This is a genomic window from Limoniibacter endophyticus (assembly GCF_014652835.1).
In the GTDB taxonomy this organism is placed as follows: domain Bacteria; phylum Pseudomonadota; class Alphaproteobacteria; order Rhizobiales; family Rhizobiaceae; genus Limoniibacter; species Limoniibacter endophyticus.
On record NZ_BMZO01000001.1, the window covers coordinates 352,393 to 372,531 of the forward strand.

Annotated in this window: 16 protein-coding genes and 1 pseudogene; 6 read left to right on the forward strand and 11 right to left on the reverse strand. The window is 55.4% G+C overall.

Annotated features, from left to right (window positions below; translation table 11 throughout):
- The first annotated feature begins 156 nt into the window (after nt 1–156).
- The 3 genes from IE151_RS01810 to IE151_RS01820 are packed head-to-tail and all read left to right on the forward strand — an operon-like array spanning nt 157 to nt 3,278.
- Nucleotides 157–750 (forward strand): cupin domain-containing protein, encoded by a 594-nt coding sequence (locus IE151_RS01810; protein WP_210310849.1) that lies wholly within the window; start codon nt 157–159, stop codon nt 748–750.
- Between the two features lie 34 nt (nt 751–784).
- Nucleotides 785–2,098: an NAD(P)/FAD-dependent oxidoreductase gene (locus IE151_RS01815; RefSeq protein WP_189487266.1), complete on the forward strand. Its 1,314-nt coding sequence runs from the start codon at nt 785–787 to the stop codon at nt 2,096–2,098.
- Nucleotides 2,099–2,156: 58 nt separating this feature from the next.
- Nucleotides 2,157–3,278: a DSD1 family PLP-dependent enzyme gene (locus tag IE151_RS01820; RefSeq protein ID WP_189487268.1), complete on the forward strand. Its 1,122-nt coding sequence runs from the start codon at nt 2,157–2,159 to the stop codon at nt 3,276–3,278.
- Nucleotides 3,279–3,344: 66 nt separating this feature from the next.
- Here IE151_RS01820 and IE151_RS01825 read toward each other — a convergent pair whose 3' ends face one another.
- Genes IE151_RS01825 through IE151_RS01835 form a run of 3 tightly spaced genes read right to left on the reverse strand, consistent with a single transcriptional unit; the run spans nt 3,345 to nt 8,768 of the window.
- Nucleotides 3,345–6,587: an error-prone DNA polymerase gene (locus IE151_RS01825; protein ID WP_189487270.1), complete on the reverse strand. Its 3,243-nt coding sequence runs from the start codon at nt 6,585–6,587 to the stop codon at nt 3,345–3,347.
- The gene (locus IE151_RS01830) at nt 6,584–8,095 is read right to left on the reverse strand and encodes a Y-family DNA polymerase (RefSeq protein WP_189487272.1); all 1,512 of its coding nucleotides are present in this window, start codon (nt 8,093–8,095) and stop codon (nt 6,584–6,586) included. The genes IE151_RS01825 and IE151_RS01830 overlap by 4 nt, the downstream gene beginning before the upstream one ends.
- Entirely contained in the window at nt 8,016–8,768 is a 753-nt protein-coding gene (locus IE151_RS01835; RefSeq protein ID WP_189487274.1) for an ImuA family protein, read from the reverse strand. Before IE151_RS01835 ends, IE151_RS01830 begins: the two co-directional genes overlap by 80 nt.
- Before the next feature lie 296 nt (nt 8,769–9,064).
- Between IE151_RS01835 and IE151_RS01840 the strand changes: the two genes are divergently transcribed.
- Together IE151_RS01840 and IE151_RS01845 are read left to right on the forward strand one after the other, a co-directional pair.
- Nucleotides 9,065–9,841 carry an NAD kinase gene (locus IE151_RS01840; protein ID WP_189487604.1) on the forward strand — a complete coding sequence of 259 codons (777 nt, stop codon included), beginning with the start codon at nt 9,065–9,067 and terminating at the stop codon, nt 9,839–9,841.
- A gap of 174 nt (nt 9,842–10,015) precedes the next feature.
- Nucleotides 10,016–11,572, forward strand: a complete 1,557-nt coding sequence (locus IE151_RS01845; protein ID WP_189487276.1) for a DEAD/DEAH box helicase — start codon at nt 10,016–10,018, stop codon at nt 11,570–11,572.
- Nucleotides 11,573–11,632: 60 nt separating this feature from the next.
- On the opposite strand, the gene sufA is transcribed toward IE151_RS01845, so the two are convergent.
- The 7 genes from sufA to IE151_RS01880 form a co-directional block, all read right to left on the reverse strand.
- The gene (gene sufA, locus IE151_RS01850) at nt 11,633–12,007 is read right to left on the reverse strand and encodes a Fe-S cluster assembly scaffold SufA (protein WP_189487278.1); all 375 of its coding nucleotides are present in this window, start codon (nt 12,005–12,007) and stop codon (nt 11,633–11,635) included.
- An 81-nt stretch (nt 12,008–12,088) separates the two neighbouring features.
- Nucleotides 12,089–12,472 carry an SUF system Fe-S cluster assembly protein gene (locus IE151_RS01855; RefSeq protein WP_244636564.1) on the reverse strand — a complete coding sequence of 128 codons (384 nt, stop codon included), beginning with the start codon at nt 12,470–12,472 and terminating at the stop codon, nt 12,089–12,091.
- Between the two features lie 89 nt (nt 12,473–12,561).
- On the reverse strand, nt 12,562–13,800 hold the full coding sequence (locus tag IE151_RS01860) for a cysteine desulfurase (RefSeq protein ID WP_189487279.1): 1,239 nt from the start codon (nt 13,798–13,800) through the stop codon (nt 12,562–12,564).
- 65 nt (nt 13,801–13,865) lie between these two features.
- A complete protein-coding gene (gene sufD, locus IE151_RS01865; protein ID WP_189487281.1) occupies nt 13,866–15,128 on the reverse strand; it encodes a Fe-S cluster assembly protein SufD in 1,263 nt (420 codons plus the stop codon).
- Nucleotides 15,129–15,139: 11 nt separating this feature from the next.
- Complete coding sequence (sufC, locus tag IE151_RS01870) at nt 15,140–15,895, reverse strand: Fe-S cluster assembly ATPase SufC (RefSeq protein ID WP_189487283.1); 756 nt, start codon at nt 15,893–15,895, stop codon at nt 15,140–15,142.
- Between the two features lie 36 nt (nt 15,896–15,931).
- Nucleotides 15,932–17,440, reverse strand: a complete 1,509-nt coding sequence (gene sufB, locus IE151_RS01875; RefSeq protein ID WP_189487285.1) for a Fe-S cluster assembly protein SufB — start codon at nt 17,438–17,440, stop codon at nt 15,932–15,934.
- Between the two features lie 140 nt (nt 17,441–17,580).
- The gene (locus IE151_RS01880) at nt 17,581–18,744 is read right to left on the reverse strand and encodes a cysteine desulfurase family protein (RefSeq protein ID WP_189487287.1); all 1,164 of its coding nucleotides are present in this window, start codon (nt 18,742–18,744) and stop codon (nt 17,581–17,583) included.
- A gap of 196 nt (nt 18,745–18,940) precedes the next feature.
- Between IE151_RS01880 and IE151_RS01885 the strand changes: the two are divergent.
- Nucleotides 18,941–19,624 (forward strand): annotated as a pseudogene (locus tag IE151_RS01885) (alpha/beta hydrolase); the annotation flags it as partial.
- A 60-nt stretch (nt 19,625–19,684) separates the two neighbouring features.
- Here IE151_RS01885 and IE151_RS01890 read toward each other — a convergent pair.
- On the reverse strand, nt 19,685–20,131 hold the full coding sequence (locus IE151_RS01890; protein WP_189487292.1) for a DUF2155 domain-containing protein: 447 nt from the start codon (nt 20,129–20,131) through the stop codon (nt 19,685–19,687).
- Nucleotides 20,132–20,139 lie beyond the last annotated feature (8 nt).

Consider the following 20,139-nt stretch of genomic DNA (forward strand, 5'->3'; position numbering starts at 1 on the left):
TCCCACACACATACTACTTAAGCTACTGTTTTTAATAATTTATTTTTCTCGACATCGCATGCTTGTCATTTTCTGCACGCCTAGGAGAATAAAAATATTGAAATTCACTCCACAATATTTCACTTTTTTGTTTATGCGAGGGGCAGGAGAAATAGATTGAGCGAAATAACTAAAGGAGCGCAGTTCCTGCTAGGAGCCACGCTCCGACAATTGCGAACGGCAAAGGGCATGTCGCTCCAGCAGCTGGCAGACAGCTCCGGCGTCTCTGTTGGCATGATCAGTCAGATCGAGCGCGATCTTGCGAACCCTTCCATGCGCGTGCTCACTGCTATCCGGCGTGCCTTGAACATCTCTCTCCAGGAGATGTTTGGAGAACAACCGGACGATCCTGTTCACCAGGGTGATCCCGCTTTTGTACGCCGGCACGAAGATCGACCCTTGATAGACCTCGGATTGCTCAAGAAGGAATTACTGACTGCCGGAGGCCATCACCATTTGCAGATCATGATTCTGCGCGTGGAGCCGGGGGGGGTGTCTGGCAATACGGCGCTTAGCTATCCAGCGGAAAAGGGCGGCCTGATCCTTTCCGGCGAGTTGACGCTCACCATCGATGGGCAGGAAGCAAACCTGCGAACCGGAGACAGCTTCGTTTTCGACAGTTCGCTACCCCACAGTTTCCGAAACACGGGAGAAAAACCGGCCGAAATCCTCTGGATCATCGGCGCGGTACAATTTGACCGTCATCTCTAAAAGCTCAAAATAATGAGGGGAGCGCGAGAGCGACATGCAATCAAATTCGCAACACGACCATAAAACGACGCCATTCTGGTGGGAAGCAGCACCAGTCAAGCCGTTGCCACCTAAATCGCTGCCAACCAAAATCGACGTGGCAATCGTCGGCGCAGGCTATGCGGGATTGAGCGCGGCCCTGCAGCTCGTCCGGGCAGGACGATCCGTAATCTGCCTCGACAAGATGAACCCTGGTGAAGGGGCTTCTTCGCGCAATGGTGGCATCACCAGTGGCAACATTCGCCTTGACCACGCGACGCTGGTGCGTCGTTTCGGCGAAAACCGTGCGCTTGCGATCGAGGCAGAGGGAAAAAAGGCGCGCGAATTTCTTTACAGCTTCATCGAAAGTGAGGGGCTGGCCTGCGATTTCAAACGCGTAGGGCGTTTCAGCGGTGCAGTTGGCAAACAAGATTATGAGGGCCTGGCTCGTACGGCGGAAAAGCTGGAGAAGAAGCTTGGAATTGAAGCCTTTGCGGTGCCACAAGCTGAACAGCGAAATTATTTAGGTACGGATTTCTATCGTGGCGGATCGGTCCGAATGGACATCGGCGGTCTCCATCCAGCAAAGTTTCATGCCGAGATTTTACGTGTGGCGTTGGAGGCCGGGGTGCAGGTGCATTCCGGCGCGGCTGTTCGCAAGGTAGATCGCCTCAATGACGGCTTCAACGTATTGACCGACGCCGGCCAGGTCTTGGCACGGCAAGTGCTTGTCTGCACGAACGGCTATACTGATGCTTCCGATCCATGGCTGCGTCGCCGCATGGTTCCCGTGCGCAGCCGCATCATCGCAACGGAGGAGCTGTCGCCCAATCTAATGGCAACGCTGATGCCCAGATTGATGATGTGCAGCGAAACGCGCAATCTCGGCTTCTATTACCGCCCCTCGCCCGATGGAAAGCGGATTCTGCTTGGGGGACGCGACGGATCAACGAGCGGTGATCCGATCGAACCCACCCTCCATCTCAAGCGCAATCTCGATGAACTTTTCCCCGAATTGCAGAACGTATCCGTCACCCATAGCTGGTTCGGACATGTGGCGATGCATCGCGACATGATACCTCGCATCTTCGAACGTGACGGGATCGTCTATGCCACGGGATTCTGCGGTTCCGGGGTGGTATGGGCACCATGGATTGGCGCGCAGGCAGCAAAGAAGCTGCTCGATGCACAAATGCAGGCCCGTTCAGCTTTCGACTTCCGTCCTCCAGCAGCCGTACCATTCTACAGCGGCAAGCCCTGGTTCATGCCCGGTGTCATGGCATGGTATCGCCATCTGGATCGCAAACTGATGCGGCGCGCCGGACGTTAAAATCACCCGGCTCATGCGCGGAAAAGTGTATGAGCCGCTCCCTCTGATTGGAAAGCTCATGTCCCCTGCCCATGATACCAGTTCCGTTGGCACGCGTTATAATTTGAACACCCCTGCCCTTGTGCTCGATCTCGATGTGTTCGAGCGAAACGTTGCGACGATGGCGGAGATCATAAAGGCGCATGGTAAAGGTCTGCGCCCGCATGCCAAATCGCACAAGTGTCCGACCATCGCACAAGCCCAGAGAGACGCCGGCGCCATCGGTCTTTGCTGCGCAACGTTAGATGAAGCGCAAATCATGGCCGCAAATGGCCTTTCGGGAATTTTGATTACTTCGCCGGTTACGACAGGATACAAGATCGGGCGTGTCGTTGCACTTGCCGAGCAAACTCCGGACACGATGATCGTAGTGGACAATCCGGACAATGCCCGGAATCTTGCAGCAGCAGCAGAACAGAAGAGCCTTCAGATCAACGTCCTGATCGACGTTGAATTGGGCTTTGGGCGAACGGGTGTCACGTCTCCGGAAGCAGCGGTACAACTCGGAAACACAATCAGAAACCTGCCTTCCCTCGTCTATTGCGGCATTCAGGCCTATGGTGGACATCTTCAACATACTGTCGATCCAATCGAGCGGCTCGATCTATGCCGTCAAGCTCATCGACGGATCGAAGGGATCATGGATGCTCTTGCTTCGATCGAGATGAGTCCCCCCATCGTCACGGGTGGCGGGACGGGCAGCCATCTTATAGATGCCCAGGAAGGCCCATTTACTGAAATTCAGGCCGGATCCTACATTTTCATGGACGCAGAATATCAGACGGTGATCTATGCAGAAGGCGAGAAATGGCCGTTCGATAATGCGCTCTTCGTGCAGACATCCGTCACAAGCACAAACGTGCCCGGCTTCGTCACGACGGACGCCGGTACAAAAGCTTTTGCTCTGAACGGTCCCGAGCCGCGTGTAATCACAAGTGGCCTGGAAGTGACGACTTACGAATATGCCGGTGACGAACATGGCCGGCTGCATCTGAATGGTGCCAATGTTCGACCTTCGATCGGGGATATCATCGAATGCGTCGTCCCACACTGCGATCCTACGGTAGCTCTTTATGGTCGTTACCATTGCGTCCGGGGCGATAAACTCGTCGATGTGTGGGAGATCAGCGCACGTCGTTGAATTCAGGTGCAGATATTCTGGGAAATGCCTTGAAGGCCATGAGCAAAAGCGTGAAGAATTTAGCGGCTAATGAAAATTGCGGCTTTTTATCCTGAGCGTCTCGCCCTCTTGGTCTTGAATAGGCTTGTCTTCTAAGTGCGCTCGATGAACGTTTGCTTTGCTATGAGAAAATCCATCGCCTCGGCAAGCAGGAAGGGGGAAATCATGATCCCGATCGGCAAGACCAGCGAGTTCGCCTGAGAGGTCGAAGAGTTTCCTGGCAACGAGATGCACAACCTCGCCCTCCCTCTGCACCTTGGCGTCAATTCCTATCATCGTCGCACCAAGGACGACTTGTCTTTGTCGCTCGAAGAGCTTTGGCCAGACGACGAGATTGGCTGATCCCGTTTCGTCCTCAATAGTGACGAACACAACGCCTTTTGCCGAACCGGGTCTTTGGCGGATAAGCACGAGTCCGGCGGTTCTCACCCAATATCCGTCGCGCGATCTCATAGCCTCCTCGCAGGTGATTATTCCGCGTAAGGCAAGATCACGTCGCAAGAAGGAAAGCGGATGATCACGCAACGTCAGGCCAACATGCGTATAATCCTTCACGACATTGTGTCCCGCAGTCATCTGCCGCAGATCGATTTGCGGCTCCTGCTGTTCGACAATTACACGGCCCTCTCGAGCGGTAGCAGCGGCAAATAATGGTAGAGGTTCGTCGCGTAAAGCTTTGATTACCCAGAGCGCATCGCGTCTCTGAAGCGCCATTGCAGAATAGAATGCATCGGCCTCTGCAAGCTCTACGAGCGATGCCACCGACACGCCGGATCGTCGCCAAACCTCGTCTATACTCTGGAATGGCTGATCTGCCCGTGCAGCAACAATCCGCGCTGCCTCGGTTGATGCAAGCCCCTTTACCATGCGCATCCCTAAGCGAACGGCATGATCATCGGTACCCTCGATCTTTTCCAGCGTACAGTCCCAACGAGATTGATTTACACAGACCGGCCTGACCTCAATGCCATGCTTTCGGGCATCCGCAACTATCTGAGCAGGCGCATAAAAACCCATAGGCTGAGAATTGAGCAAGGCAGCGCAAAATGCCTCCGGATAATGGCATTTAACATAGCTTGATGCATAGGCGATCAACGCGAAAGAGGCAGCGTGCGATTCCGGAAACCCATAGGAACCAAACCCTTCGAGTTGAGCGAAGGTTTTCTCAGCAAAATCGCGCGTGTAACCATTTTTGATCATGCCGTTGATGAGCTTTTCTTTGAAGCGGAAAACTCCGCCAGTCATCTTGAAGGTGGCCATGGATTTGCGCAGTTGGTCCGCCTCACCGCCGGTGAATCCAGCACAAACCATTGCGACCTTCATGGCCGACTCCTGAAATAATGGAACTCCAAGCGTTTTTTTTAACACCGCTTCCAACTCCGGCGTAGGATAACTGACCTCCTCCTCACCTTCGCGTCGACGGAGATAAGGATGAACCATATCGCCTTGAATCGGTCCGGGCCGCACGATCGCAACCTGAATCACCAGATCGTAAAACTCTTCCGGTTTCAGGCGTGGCAGCATTGACATCTGAGCACGCGACTCGATCTGGAAAGTGCCCAAGGTATCGGCACGCCGGATCATCGCGTAGGTCTTTCTGTCATTTGTTTGCTTTATCTTTGCCAGGTCGAGATTCTTGCCCTTGTGCGTGCGAATGAGATCAAAAGCCTTGGACATACAGGTCAACATTCCCAACGCGAGCACATCGACCTTCATCATCTTCAGGGTTTCGACATCATCCTTATCCCATTCGATGATTTGTCTCCCCTCCATTGCGGCCGGTTCTATCGGCACCAGCTCATCAAGCCTGTCCTGCGTCAGCACGAAACCGCCCGGATGCTGGCTAAGATGACGTGGCGCGCCTATCAGTTGCTGCGCCAGCTTCAATGTCAGGGCAAGGCGACGATCGTCAGGGTTGAGATTGAGCTCACGGAAACTGTTCTCACTTACGCCTTCAGACCAAGACCACAGGCTGGATGAAAGCGTCTTGATCAGGTCCTTCGGCAGACCAAGTGCCTTGCCTATATCGCGAATCGCCCCTTTTGCCCGATAGCGAATGACAGTTGCACAAAGAGCAGCCTTGTCTTGTGTATAGGTCTTGTAGATCCATTGGATGACCTCCTCGCGGCGCTCATGCTCGAAATCGACGTCGATATCGGGCGGTTCATCACGCTCCTTCGAAATGAACCGCTCGAATAAAAGATCGATTTCCTCGGGATTGATGGAAGTAATGCCAAGCACATAACAAACAACCGAATTGGCTGCCGAACCGCGCCCCTGACATAGAATACCCTGCGAGCGCGCATAATTGACTATGGAGAAGATCGTCAGGAAATACGGCGCATATTTCATGGTATGGATCAGGTCGAGCTCATGACGTATGGCTGCGGCAATCTTCGGCGGAACCGCTTGCGGATAACGCTGCGCCAAATATTTTTCGACATAATGCTCAAGCGATTGCTGTGCATCCATGCCCGGCATCAGGGCTTCATCCGGATACTGATAGGTCAGTTCTTCAAGCGAGAATGTGCAGCGCTCGACGATCTCAAGGGTCCTAGCCAATGCCTCAGGATAACGCGGAAACAGACGCGCCATTTCTTCCGGCGGTTTCAGATAACGATCGGCATGACGTTCGCGCTCAAATCCCACATCGTCGATTGTCGTGTTGGTGCGAATGCAGGTTACGATATCCTGCAATTGTCGACGGGATGGCTCGTGAAATAAAACATCGTTGGTAACGACCGTCTTCACCTGAAAGCGTGTCGCCAGATTGGAAATATCATGCAGACGCAGCTGATCGTTCGGGCGACGTCGCAGACATAGGGAGACATAAGCCCGATCTGCAAATATCTCGGCCATTTTTCTGAGCTGCAGCGCACAGATTTCATCAGCAATATCCGGTACAAGAATACCAATCAGTCCTTGCGCATGCTGCTCGACATCGTCGAGATGAAGAATGCAATTGTTCTTACCGCCACGCTTCTTGCCCAGCGTTATCAGTCGCGTCAGCCGCGAATAGGCCGCCCTGTCGGTCGGATAAACCAGAATCGACATGCCATCCTGTAAATCCAGACGGCAACCCACGACGAGCGGCAGACCCGTAGCCCGTGATGCCTCGAGCGCACGCACAATTCCGGCCAAGGAATTCCGGTCGACTACGCCGATAGCCTGAAGCCTTAAAAGTTTGGCGGCAGCAAACAACTCGTCTGCTGAGGACGCCCCGCGAAGAAAGCTGAAGTGAGTGGTTACCTGCAACTCGGCATAGTTCATGCGAAAACTCCGTGCAGGAACCATTCCTGAGAACCTGTTTGCGCATCCACGCCATCGCCGGTGCGAAAAATCCAGAACCGCGCGCCCTCGTCTTCCTCAACCACGAAATAATCCCGCACCAAATCATACTCGGCATCACGGTGCCACCATTCGCCGAAGATGCGCTCTGGCCCATCCGCACGCTTGATACGACGGCGCTTGCCGCGCCATGTGACGCTAACAGGAGGGTGATCGGGAAGAAGCGCGATCACTTCTACTGCCTCCGGACGCGTCAGAAGACGAACTGGCCGCGGCCAAAGCTGCGTCCAGGAAAGTTCAGGGGCCGTCTCATTGAATGCGACCCGACGTACCGATCGCTCTGGAATATCCGACGCATAGGGCAAAACACGGTACACGCGCTGCCCTCGATTGGCATAAATATCCATCAGAGGAACAATGTCCATGTCATCGTCCGCAACCAGGGAAGACGATTTTTGCTCCTCGAGCAAAGATTCGGCTACGGAGGCAACAAGCGATAACCTCTCGATACCAGCGCCTGGGTCTATCTTTTCCCGACGATCCCGCAAAAGCCTGGTGAGCCATGCAATATCGCGCGTTGGTTTTGCTGTTCCTATGCGCAGGGCCTTGCGTGTCCCGTCAACCTGCTCCACGACAAGATCGGCCTTGCGCACACCCAATCCTTTTTGTTGCAATGCTTCAACCAGTTGAACGGTGAGACGGGCAACATACTTGTCAATTGTCTCAGCTGCACCTATCGGCTCGGCAAACAAACGAGTGACTTCGATCTGTTCAGTCGCGCGAATGGGAATAATAGGCTCGGCGATTTGTCCAAACATCTGGTCAAGACGTCGCCCCACCTCTACCCCGAAACGAAGCACCAGGGGACCGCGCGGCAGACGAGAAATTTCGCCAATGGTTCGAAATCCAAATGTGCGAAAATCCCGTACAACGTGTTCCGGCAGCCGAAGACCAGCGATGGGCAGATTCTCGACGGCACGAGCATTTTGCCCTCTCGGCACTATGACAGTCGGACGGCGGATTACCCGCGCACAGGCATGAGCAGCTCCCCACGTGTCGGCAATGGCAACACGAGCCGTCAAGCCTTTTGCCTGAAAACATTGGAAAATTGCATCGAGCATGGCTTGCTCACCACCGTGCAGATGGTCGGCACCTTCAGTGTCCAGCACGATACCATCCGGCACATCGACAGCAACCAGGGGCGAATATTGCCGCAATGCCCATAGTGCAATCTGTTCCAAGACTTTCTGGTCAGCGTCATTATCCTCATCGAAAATCAGTAAATCGCGAAAAACCGCCTGCACCTTCGCAGCCTGCATACCGATCCGTACGCCGGCGCGTCTGGCGGCCTTGTCGGCAGCCGATACAAAACGCTTCGATCCGCTTTTCATCAGAACGACGACGGGCTTCTCAGCGCCAATGGAGGGATCGAGCCGTCTTATCCTGTCCGTAGCCAGATCGGGAAAGTATATCGATACAACCCTTGTCATCGCAGGCTCCAACTACAAATGCGGCGGGTTCTCCCGCCTTTGCGCGAACCAATTCGAGAAACCATTGCGCCCGCCCAACACCCGGCACCGGAAGCGGCGCGGAAGGCAGCAAGCTGATGCGCCATTTCGTGGCAGAGGCGGTCGGCTGGCTGAAATCGTCAGCATCCGCCATTCGTCCCCACCGTCTGACGGCAAGAGCCAGGTTACCTTTCTTTTCCGCTGCCAATTGCAAACGGCGCGATGCTGTCATCGGCAACCGGACGATCTCACCCACCACTGCTCCAATCCGACCATAGGAAAGCCCCTCTTCCATGTTTGCCAGAACATCCTCCTCTCTGTCAGATTCAATGAATGTGACACGCGATGGATGAAGACCAGCCTGCGCCAGTGCCGGAAAAAACAAATCTGGCCGGGTCAGACACCAGACGATGGGTCCTTTCGTACGAGCCGCGATACCGGCAGCAAAAAGAGCGGCGGCCGCACCATCGGTCGCTCCATCTTGATTGCCCGCAAACTCATGCAATGCTCCGTAGCTTAATCCACCGCCAGGAAGCACAGCATCAACTTCTCTCACGCCAAAAGGGAGTGATCCGACCTTGCGTTTGCCTTCTCTTTCCAGAGATGCAAGGCGCTGGCGCAAATCGGCCATGACGTGCGCACGGGATATCGTCATAATGCACCCTTTGACTTGCGATCCTTCATCAGACGCAAGGTAAGTTGAATTAATGTTCTTCTTTTGTTCTTTTTAACAAAAAAGTCAAGCCAAGCCCGACACAACCCACAGCAAAGGAGTTTCATAAGCGGCGGTGAACCCCATATAGGCCATATCGACGCGGTGCTTTGTACGATGTCGCCATCTCCTTAACCCTTCATTTTCCTAAACACAGCCTTCGTGCCGCATCTTGCGCGCACGCGCTCAAGACCGTACATCCGTTGGCTAAGAGTTGCTTCGTGCGCTCGATCCGAATGATGCGAACGGGGTGCGTCTCCTTGAAAATCGCCTTTACTTACGCCGCGACCGATGATGCACGTATCGCTGCCGAGACACTTACTCATCGTTACGGCCACTGTCGGATCGACCAGGCCGACGTCATCGTAGCGCTTGGCGGTGATGGCTTCCTGCTTCAGACGCTGCGCGAGACTATGGGTTCTGGCAAACGCATCTATGGCATGAACCGCGGAACGGTCGGTTTCCTGATGAACGAATTCGAGGTCGACGGCCTGTATGAGCGGCTTTACGCGGCCGTTCCGGATACGATTCGTCCGTTGGAAATGCATGCTGTGACACAGGAAGGCCGTATTGACGCAATTGCCATCAATGAGGTCGCGCTCTGGCGTCAATCCTATCAAACGGCGCGCATCCGTATCTCGATAGATGATCACGTGCGTCTCGACGAATTGAGCGCAGATGGTGTCATGGTGGCAACACCTGCGGGTTCAACCGCCTATAATCTTTCGGCGCACGGCCCAATCCTGCCGCTCGATGCACCGCTGCTGGCCCTGACACCGGTCAGCCCGTTTCGTCCGCGACGTTGGCGTGGTGCCCTCATTCCGCAGATCTCGAAGGTGCGCTTCGATATACTTGAAGCGGAAAAGCGTCCGGTCAACGTGGCAGCTGACCATATTGAGGCAAAGTCCGTCCTTTCCGTGGAGATCGTGCAGTCGCGTCTCCTGACTGCGACGCTCCTCTTCGATGCAAAACATTCCTGGAACGAACGAATTCTCACCGAACAGTTCAGATATTGACCGGAAATGATAATTATTATAGCGCAGAGACCACGGATTCATCCGGTTTTGCGGCTGTTGCGGTTGACAAATTCTTCGTCAAACCTTACGCGAACACAATCTCTGCAGGTCAAGGCGGTCCCTGCGTCAGTCACTTAAAGCCGCCTCCAATCAGCTAGAATTTGAACGAGCAACTTGTCCTCTGATTCTTTGAACGAACAAGACGCCGCGACCACATTTGCAGACCTCGGACTTTCCGACAAAGTCGTGTCTGCCGTCGCTGATGCAGGCTACACCACACCGACCCCGATCCAGGCCGGGGCCATTCCCCATGCGCTCGCCGGCAAGGACGTGTTGGGCATTGCCCAGACCGGAACGGGCAAGACCGCTTCCTTCGTTCTGCCGATGCTGACGCGTCTGGAACGAGGCCGTGCCCGTGCCCGTATGCCGCGCACGCTGATCCTGGAGCCGACGCGCGAACTGGCAGCCCAGGTTGAGGAAAATTTCGTCAAATACGGCAAGAACCACCGCCTCAACATCTCTCTGTTAATCGGCGGCGTTTCCTTCGACGAGCAGGACCAGAAGCTGCAGCGCGGGGCCGACGTGCTTATCGCCACGCCTGGCCGCCTGCTCGATCATTTCGAGCGTGGCAAGCTGCTTTTGACAGGCGTCGAACTGCTCGTCATCGACGAAGCCGATCGCATGCTCGATATGGGTTTCATCCCCGATATCGAACGTATCTGCAAGCTGATCCCATTCACCCGCCAAACACTGTTCTTCTCGGCTACCATGCCGCCGGAAATCACCAAGCTGACGGAACAGTTCCTGCATGCGCCGGTGCGCATCGAAGTGGCAAAGGCGTCAAGCACGGCCACCACAGTCGAGCAACGCCTCGTCAAGTCAGCACCGAAGCCTTGGGACAAGCGCGCGGTTCTTCGCGATCTCATCCTCTCTGAAGGCGACGAGATCAAGAACGCCATCATCTTCTGCAATCGCAAGGTTGACGTCTCGGAGCTTTTCCGCTCGCTGACGCGCCACGAGTTCAGCGCCGGTGCCCTGCATGGCGACATGGACCAGCGCGCCCGCATGACGATGTTGTCAAACTTCCGCGAAGGCAAGCTCAAGCTTCTGGTGGCATCCGACGTCGCCGCACGCGGGCTCGATATTCCCGATGTCAGCCACGTATTCAATTACGATATCCCGATCCATGCCGAAGATTACGTGCATCGTATTGGCCGCACCGGCCGCGCGGGACGCTCGGGCAAGGCCTTCACGATCATCACCAAGAACGACAAGAAGTATCTCGATGCTGTTCTGTCATTGATTGGCAGGGACATAGAGTGGCTGGACGGCGATCTTTCCACACTGCCTGCCGTGACGGAAGAAGACGATACTCCGCGCAAAGGGCGTGGAGCCAAGAAGGAAAAAAAGCCTACGCGCGAACGTGCGCGCGGTCCTCGTCGATCCGGTCACGTCGATGCCGGAACGGTGGCTATAGAGCAAACAGAGCAGCCATCTGTTGCTGTACCGGAAGAAGCGCCGAAACAACAGGCCCGGGTCGAGAAGCAGGAACGTCCGGTCCGTCAGGAACGTCAAAGCGATAATCGCCGTCCGCAGCGTGACGACAATCGTGATCAGAATCGCGACAATAATCGCCGCCGCTACCGTCGTGATGATGATGATTTCGAGCCGGTTCTAGGGTTCGGTGACGATGTCCCCGCCTTCATGCTCATCAAGACAACGAACGTCTGAAAAAAAGCCCGGCAAAGACCGGGCTTTTTTTTGGTATCATGTTTAAATGCGAGGCGGAATTTAGGCCCGCGCCTCCGCCAGCGCCTTCAGATCCGCCGCCTTCAACTCGACCGATTCGCCGCAGCCGCAGGCTGACGTCTGGTTGGGATTGTTGAAAGTGAAACCGGTGCGCAGCGTCGTGCGCTCGAAGTCCATCTGTGTTCCGAGGAGATAAAGCGCTGCTTCCGGTGCGACATAGATGTGCGCACCTGCGTGTTCAACATGATCGTCCTTCGCACTCGGCTCGGTGACAAGGTCGATTGTGTATTCCATTCCCGCACAGCCGCCCTTTTTGATGCCCACGCGGATACCCTTCGCGTCGTCGCGCGATTTGACGATCTCGCGCACACGTTCGGCTGCTGCGTCCGTGACTGAAATAACCGAAAAACGACCCATTTTTTCATCTCCATCTGCTTTCTGATTCAAGGTCAGAAGCGGATTGTAATCTTTATTATATGCGGCCTGCCCTCTTAAGGATCAATAGAAACCGGTCGCGACTTGAGCTTCTTCGGACATGCGATCCGGCGTCCAGGGTGGGTCGAACGTGATCGTGGCGGTACAGTCGAACACCCCTTCGACGGCTCGCACAGCATTTTCTACCCAGCCTGGCATTTCGCCCGCCACCGGACATCCCGGAGCGGTCAGCGTCATCTCGACCTTGACGTGGCGATCATCTTCAATGTCGATACGGTAGATCAGCCCAAGCTCATAGATATCGGCGGGAATTTCCGGATCATAGACTGTCTTGAGAGCCGCGATAATATCGTCAGTCATCCGCAGAAGCTCATCCTGCGGAATAGCGGAATTCGCCAGCGGATTTTTGCTTACCGACTTTTCGGTCTCTATGGTTTCATCAGTCATTTTCGAGAACCCCATGGAAACTCGGAACATCCGGTTTCCTTCACCATGTCGCGGTAGCTGTTCAATATCCTACCGCCTTTCGAAGCGCATTAAGCGAAGAAACTTTTAGCCTTCAGAAGTGCCGCCGCGAGCGCATCGACTTCCTCAAGTGTATTGTACATACCGAACGATGCCCTGCATGTGGACGTGACGCCGAAGCGTTTCAAGAGGGGCTGCGCGCAATGCGTGCCTGCACGTACGGCCACACCTGCGCGGTCAATCACCATCGAGACATCATGCGCGTGGATGCCTTCCAGTTCGAAGGAGATAATCGCCCCCTTGCCGGGCGCCTTACCGAAAATGCGCATCCCTCCGATCGCCTCGAGTCTGTCATGCGCGTAAGTACATAGCTCGGATTCATGTGCGGCAATGCGGTCACGGCCGATTTCGCGCATGAAATCGAGTGCGGCGCCAAGGCCTATGGCCTGAACGATGGGTGGCGTACCGGCTTCGAAGCGATGCGGCGGCGCGTTATAGGTGACGTCGTTTTCCGACACATCAAGGATCATCTCGCCACCGCCTTGGAAAGGACGCATGGCCTCCAGTGCTTCGGCCTTGCCGTAAAGCACGCCAATGCCCGATGGACCGTAAACCTTATGCCCGGTGAAGACGTAGAAATCGCAGTCCAGATCCTGCACGTCCACATGCATATGCACGGCCGATTGTGAGCCATCTACCAATACAGGAATACCCCGCGCGTGCGCGGCTGCGATGATCTCCTTCATAGGCGTGACAGTGCCTAGCGCGTTCGACATATGCGTAATAGCGACGAGCTTGGTGCGATCCGTCAGCCGTTTTTCAAATTCCTCCAGGTGAAACACGCCGTCGTCATCGACTGGTACCCAGACGAGTTTAGCCCCTTGGCGCTCACGAATGAAATGCCACGGAACGATGTTCGAATGATGCTCCATGATCGAAAGCACAATTTCATCGCCCTCTCCGATCCTGGGCATCCCATATCCATAGGCAACCGTATTGATCGATTCAGTCGTGCCCTTTGTGAAGACAATATTATCGGTCTGAGGAGCATTGAGAAAGGCGCGGACCTTCTCACGTGCCGCTTCGTAGGCCTCCGTTGTCGCATTAGAAAGGAAATGCAGGCCACGATGCACATTCGCATACTGGTTGCGATAGGCATCATCAACGGCTTCGATGACGGCCAGCGGTTTCTGCGCCGACGCCCCGTTGTCGAGATAGACGAGTGGCTTGCCGTGCACCTGTCGCGACAGAATCGGAAACTGGCGACGGATCGCCTCGACATTGTAGGGAGCAGCGCTCATCTGATCCATTTCTTGATCTCCGGACGGAGTATTGCAGCGGCCCGCCAAAGGTCCGGGCGGGCCACTTATTCAGATCAACCGTGATTGACGAACCAGTCGGACAAACGCCTTTCCAGCGCTTCTACGATAGCCTCATCTTCCAATTCCTCAATCACTTCGGCAAGAAACGCCCTAACCAGGAGGCCACGCGCCGTCTTCTCATCAACACCGCGCGCCATCAAATAGAACAGATGGTCGGGGTTGATTTCGGTAACGGTCGCGCCATGGCCGCAAGCAACATCATCCGCAAAGATTTCCAATTCGGGCTTTGCCGAGAAATCCGCGTCATCCGACAGAAGCAGCGTGTTGCATGCCATGCGCGCATCGGTTTTCTGCGCTACCTGATGCACGTTGATGCGCCCCTGGAAAACGCCGGAGGCTTTCCCGGTAACGACATTTCGGACGATTTCCGTTGAAGTCGTTTCCGGAACGGCATGGTCGAGAACCATGGTCACGTCCGTGTGCGTATCGCCGGCCAGAAGATTGACACCGCGCATCTGAAAATCAGCACCCTCGCCCTCCGCAATGACGCGAACTTCCTGACGCACCAGCTTGCCGCCCTCATTCATAAAGAACAGCGTCAGCTTGGCGTTCTTGCCGAGTTTGGCGTTGAATTGCGCAAGATAGGTGGAATCTGCCGTCTGGTCCTGAAGGACGATGTAGAGCACTTCCGCATCATCTTCGATGACGAGATCAGTAACTGAACTGACGAAAGCCCGCTCGGTGCCCGCCTGACGCTCGACTATGGTAGTCTTGGCGCCCGGTTTCACATCGACAACGAAACGAGCAAAGACCTGGCCGCCGCCGTGCAGGTTCTGCAACTCGACGGGCTTCTCGTGCTCCCCTTCGATTGAAAGCATATAGCCGTCGCCGACAAAAGCCGCATTGATCGCACCAACGGCGTCGTCGTCTGCTGCCGGAACGAGCGCAGCCGCCGCCGTGCCGTCGAGCAAACTCTTTTCAAAGCGCGCGATCGTCAGGCCTTCGATGGCAGCGGCATTGGAAGCAACGCCATTTTCCATGACAAGCACGTCGCTGTCAGCCAGAAGTGGTGCTAGCGTCTTTGCGTTGGCAGAAGGCTGCGCACTCGGCAGAGTCGTCAGCAGACGACGCAGATCCGTATAATGCCAGGCCTCTATGCGCTTGGTCGGCAGGCCGCGCTTGAGCATTTCGATGGCTGTGTCACGGTTCGCAAGCACTGCGCTGTCGCCGGCAAGCGTCGAAAGCCGTTCGCCGTAAGCCTCTACCAGCGCAGTTTCGGCCGCCGTACGCTGGGGTGGGTTTGCGTGGAGGTTCATGGATATTCCCCTTACGCAGCTTCGCCGATGATGCCGGCGTAACCGTTATTTTCCAGTTCGAGCGCAAGATCCTTGTCGCCTGACTTGATAACCTGGCCCTTGTAGAGCACGTGAACGCTGTCCGGCACGATGTAGTCGAGCAGACGCTGATAGTGGGTAATGACGATCATGGCGCGATCCGGCGAACGCAAAGCGTTGACGCCATCAGCAACGATCTTCAGCGCATCGATGTCGAGGCCGGAATCGGTTTCATCAAGAACGCAGAGCTTGGGTTCCAAAAGTTTCATCTGCAGAATCTCGGCACGCTTCTTCTCACCGCCCGAGAAGCCGACGTTGAGAGGGCGCTTGAGCATCGCCATGTCAACATTAAGCTCATTCGCGCCTTCCTTGACGCGTTTCAGAAGATCCGGAACCTTCAGCGGTTCTTCGCCACGCGCCTTGCGCTGCGCATTAATGGCGACCTTGAGAAATTCCATGGTCGCAACGCCCGGTATTTCCATCGGATACTGGAAGGCGAGGAAGACGCCAGCCGCCGCACGCTCGGCAGGATCCATTTCCAGGATGGACTCGCCGTTGAAGAGAATGTCGCCTTCGGTGACTTCATAATCCTCACGTCCGGCCAGAATATAGGAAAGCGTCGACTTGCCCGAACCGTTCGGTCCCATGATGGCAGCGACTTCGCCAGCCTTCACGGTCAAGTTCAGGCCACGAATGATCTCGGTGCCTTCTTCAGCAAGGCGGGCATGGAGGTTTCTGATCTCAAGCATATTTCTTTTCCTGATTTTGTGAGCGTCGCGCGCGAATTATCCAACCGAGCCTTCAAGGCTGATACCGATAAGCTTCTGCGCTTCGACGGCGAATTCCATCGGCAGTTCCTGGATCACTTCCTTGACGAACCCATTGACAATAAGCGCGATCGCTTCCTCCTCCGGAATGCCGCGCTGCATGACATAAAACTTCTGATCGTCAGAAATTTTCGATGTGGTTGCCTCGTGCTCGAACTGTGCCGTCGAGTTCTTGGCCTCTATGTAAGGCACGGTATGCGCGCCGCACTGATCACCGATCAGAAGGCTGTCGCACTGGGTGAAGTTGCGGGCATTGGTCGCCTTACGATGCGCAGAGACCTGACCGCGATAGGTGTTGCTCGAATTGCCGGCGGAAATGCCCTTGGAGATGATCCGGCTTGACGTGTTCTTGCCGAGATGGATCATCTTGGTGCCGCTATCGATCTGCTGATAACCGTTGGAAACGGCAATCGAGTAGAACTCGCCGCGGGAATCATCCCCGCGCAAAATGCAGCTGGGATATTTCCACGTGATGGCAGAGCCTGTTTCAACCTGAGTCCAGGAAATTTTCGAGCGGTCGCCACGGCAGTCGCCCCGCTTTGTAACGAAGTTATAGATGCCACCCTTGCCCTCAACGTCCCCGGGGTACCAGTTCTGGACGGTCGAGTATTTAATTTCGGCATCGTCCAGCGCAACGAGTTCCACCACAGCTGCGTGCAGCTGGTTTTCATCTCGCTGCGGAGCGGTGCAACCTTCGAGATAGGAGACGTAAGCGCCTTCTTCAGCAATAATCAGCGTACGTTCGAACTGACCAGTGCTCTTTTCGTTGATACGGAAATAGGTCGAAAGCTCCATGGGGCAGCGGACGCCCTTCGGAACGAAGACGAAAGAGCCGTCGGTGAAGACCGCCGAGTTCAACGTCGCATAGTAGTTGTCGGTGGTGGGCACGACCGATCCGAGATACTTGCGCACCAGATCGGGGTGCTCACGCACCGCTTCGGAGATCGACATGAAGATGACGCCGGCCTTCGCCAATTCTTCTTTAAAGGTAGTGACGACCGAAACGGAATCGAAGACGGCATCGACTGCGACGCGACCAGAAGCATAGACATTATCGCTCGGTTCATCCGACTGAGGCTTCTGAACACCAGCGAGAATTTCCTGTTCCTTCAGCGGAATACCTAGTTTTTCATAAACCCGCAGAAGCTCTGGATCGACGTCATCAAGAGACTTTGGACCGTCAAAATTCTTCGGGGCCGCATAGTAGTAGAGCTCCTGAAAGTCGATCTTCGGATAATCGACACGCGCCCAGCTGGGCTCTTCCATCGTCAGCCAGCGCTTGTAGGCGTCGAGACGCCATTCAAGCATCCATTCCGGCTCCTGCTTCTTGGCCGAGATGAAGCGGATGATATCTTCGTTCAGGCCCTTCGGGGCCTTGTCCGTTTCGATGAAAGTCTCAAAACCGTACTTATACTGGTCGACGTCAATCTGGCGGACCTGATCAATGGTTTCCTGCACCGCAGGCATCAGCGTTCTCCATTCTTGCCGGTTCAAGTCCCGGCAGTTTCCTTACGCAAGGTAGGCAGTTGCCCGCTATATAGTCGATCCTCGCGCTCGATCCATTAGCCCAGACATAAAAATGGAGTGTCTGGGGAAAGTTTCTCCCTTTATTCGGCAGCTTGTGACGGTATATGCCGCTTCACCAGCCGATCGAGTACTTTTTCAAAGGCCTGAAGTTCACGTTCCCCGGTCTCGCAACCGATCGATACGCGCAAAGCGCCAAGATCGCCCTCGACGCCCATGGCCGCTAGAACATGGCTTGGTCCTACCTTGCCCGATGAGCAGGCGGACCCTGCGGAAAGCGCTACGCCGTCGAGATCAAAAGCAATCTGCGCCGTCTCGGCCTTCAGCCCGGGTACCGAAAAGAAGAGTGTGTTCGGCAGGCGCGGCGCCTGCGCCCCGAATATAATAGCATTATTGAAGCGCGAAACGATCGCAGCTTCGAAACGATTACGCAGCACGCCGACCTCGTCTGCATGCACGAGATTATCCAGCGCATTGCGCGCAGCAGCTCCGAACCCCGCAATTGCCATCACGTTCTCCGTTCCGGCGCGATGACCCTTTTCTTGCCCGCCGCCCTTGACGAGCGGAACAGGCGTCAGCACCTCCCCTTGAGAGACGATTGCCCCTGCTCCCTTCGGCCCACCGATCTTGTGGGCCGAAAGAACAAGAAAATCGGCACCAAGCGCAACCATATCAAGTGGAATCCGGCCGGCGGCCTGCACGGCGTCAAGAACGAGAAGCGCACCATGCGCCTTGGCAACGGCTGCAATAGCAGGTGAATCCTGAATCACGCCGGTTTCGTTGTTGGCGAGATGGCAGGCGACCAGCGGCAGGCCTTGCACCTTGTCATGCGCTGCCAGAGCATTTTCCAACATATCCAAACGCAGCAACCCGTCCGCGTCGACCTCGATTCGCGTCACCTGCTCGGTCGCGAAATGGCCGCCATTCAGCATACAAGGATGATCCGCCGCGCAGACGTAGAGGTGCGATACGTGAAGCGGAGCAGCCCCCATCTTCCATGACGGGGTCAGAAGCATCGAAGCCGCCTCCGTCGCGCCAGAGGTGAATATCACATGCGAAGGATCGGCATTGACCAGCGCAGCAACATCCTTGCGAGCCTGCTCGATAATGCGTCGCGCCTCCCGCCCCTCATGATGCACAGAGGACGCGTTGCCGCAAAACGCCAAGGCAGCACTAGCAGCCGCCAACGCATCTTGCGTCAGAGGGGCGCTGGCATTGTAATCGAGATAGGCGCGCGCAAGCGACATGAAGCGATTATCCTGTCATTTCAGGCAATAGTTGCTAGCTGTGCGTTATTTCCTTGAATTTCCAAGGTCAAACATCCTAATTAGCGTCATCAACAGAATGCGCAAGATAGGCTACCTTGGAACCATTCTAATCTGGTTTTAAGTCCCTGTCGCGGTCGCGTCAAGGGCAGTTACCGACGCAACCGAGCCGAAACCGGAGTACCCTATGCCCGAAGTGATCTTCAACGGTCCAGCAGGTCGTCTCGAAGGCCGTTATCAGCCTTCGCCAGAGCGCCACGCACCGATCGCCATCATCCTGCACCCTCATCCACGCTTCGGCGGGACGATGAACAATCCGATAGTCTACAACCTCTTCTACATGTTCCAGAAGCGCGGCTTTACGACGCTTCGTTTCAATTTCCGCGGCATCGGCCGCAGCCAGGGCGAATTCGACCATGGCCAGGGCGAATTGTCGGATGCGGCGGCAGCTCTGGATTATATCCAGGCCATCCATCCCGATTCAAAGAGCTGCTGGGTTGCCGGCTATTCCTTCGGCGCCTGGATCGGCATGCAGCTTTTGATGCGGCGCCCGGAAATCGAGGGCTTCATCTCGGTTGCGCCCCAGCCGAACACCTACGACTTCTCCTTCCTCGCCCCTTGTCCATCTTCGGGCCTGATCATCCATGGCGATCAGGACAAGGTGGCGCCGCCAAAGGACGTGCAGGGGCTTGTCGACAAGCTCCACACACAGAAGGGCATCACCATTACGCAAAAGACGATGATCGGTGCGAACCACTTCTTCACCGGTCAGGACGATGTTCTCATCGACGAGTGCGCAGATTATCTCGATCGTCGTCTGAATGGCGAACTGGCTGAGGCGCGCCCTAAGCGCCTGCGCTGATTCTCGAAGCATAAAGCAGAAAACCCCGGACATCGTGTTCCGGGGTTTTCTACTTCATAATCAATTAGCGGGCGCTTTCGCGGTTTCCGGCGGCGGAACATTCGATTTCTGCAAACACGCCTTCAGCCACACATCGTAAACGGGGTGTTCCACGGCGCTGATGCCGGGGCTTTCTGCAAACATCCAGCCGGTAAAAATGCGGCGAATCTTGCGGTCCAGAGTGATTTCATCAACCTCGACAAAGGTGGTGGTTTTAGGCTCCTCCTCATCCACGCGCGAATAACAGACGCGAGGAGTGACTTGAAGCGCACCAAATTGTACGGTCTCGCCGATATATACGTCGAAGGTGATAATGCGGCCGGTAATCTTATCGATACCAGCAAACTGCGCGACCGGATTTTCAATACGTTCGGCCTGCGCTTGAGGAACCACAGCAAGGACGGCAATGAGCGCGGCTAGAGCTGATGCTTTCAAACGCTGCATGATCATCCGTTTTCGAGTCTGCATCCGCCCCC

Coding starts and splice junctions, on each gene's coding strand:
- IE151_RS01815 (WP_189487266.1), top strand. CDS start 785: ATGCAATCAAATTCGCAACACGACCATAAAACGACGCCATTCTGGTGG.
- IE151_RS01820 (WP_189487268.1), top strand. CDS start 2,157: ATGTCCCCTGCCCATGATACCAGTTCCGTTGGCACGCGTTATAATTTG.
- IE151_RS01825 (WP_189487270.1), bottom strand. CDS start 6,587: ATGAACTATGCCGAGTTGCAGGTAACCACTCACTTCAGCTTTCTTCGC.
- IE151_RS01830 (WP_189487272.1), bottom strand. CDS start 8,095: ATGACAAGGGTTGTATCGATATACTTTCCCGATCTGGCTACGGACAGG.
- IE151_RS01835 (WP_189487274.1), bottom strand. CDS start 8,768: ATGACGATATCCCGTGCGCACGTCATGGCCGATTTGCGCCAGCGCCTT.
- IE151_RS01840 (WP_189487604.1), top strand. CDS start 9,065: ATGCGAACGGGGTGCGTCTCCTTGAAAATCGCCTTTACTTACGCCGCG.
- sufA (WP_189487278.1), bottom strand. CDS start 12,007: ATGGGTCGTTTTTCGGTTATTTCAGTCACGGACGCAGCAGCCGAACGT.
- IE151_RS01855 (WP_244636564.1), bottom strand. CDS start 12,472: ATGACTGATGAAACCATAGAGACCGAAAAGTCGGTAAGCAAAAATCCG.
- IE151_RS01860 (WP_189487279.1), bottom strand. CDS start 13,800: ATGGATCAGATGAGCGCTGCTCCCTACAATGTCGAGGCGATCCGTCGC.
- sufD (WP_189487281.1), bottom strand. CDS start 15,128: ATGAACCTCCACGCAAACCCACCCCAGCGTACGGCGGCCGAAACTGCG.
- sufC (WP_189487283.1), bottom strand. CDS start 15,895: ATGCTTGAGATCAGAAACCTCCATGCCCGCCTTGCTGAAGAAGGCACC.
- sufB (WP_189487285.1), bottom strand. CDS start 17,440: ATGCCTGCGGTGCAGGAAACCATTGATCAGGTCCGCCAGATTGACGTC.
- IE151_RS01880 (WP_189487287.1), bottom strand. CDS start 18,744: ATGTCGCTTGCGCGCGCCTATCTCGATTACAATGCCAGCGCCCCTCTG.
- IE151_RS01890 (WP_189487292.1), bottom strand. CDS start 20,131: ATGCAGACTCGAAAACGGATGATCATGCAGCGTTTGAAAGCATCAGCT.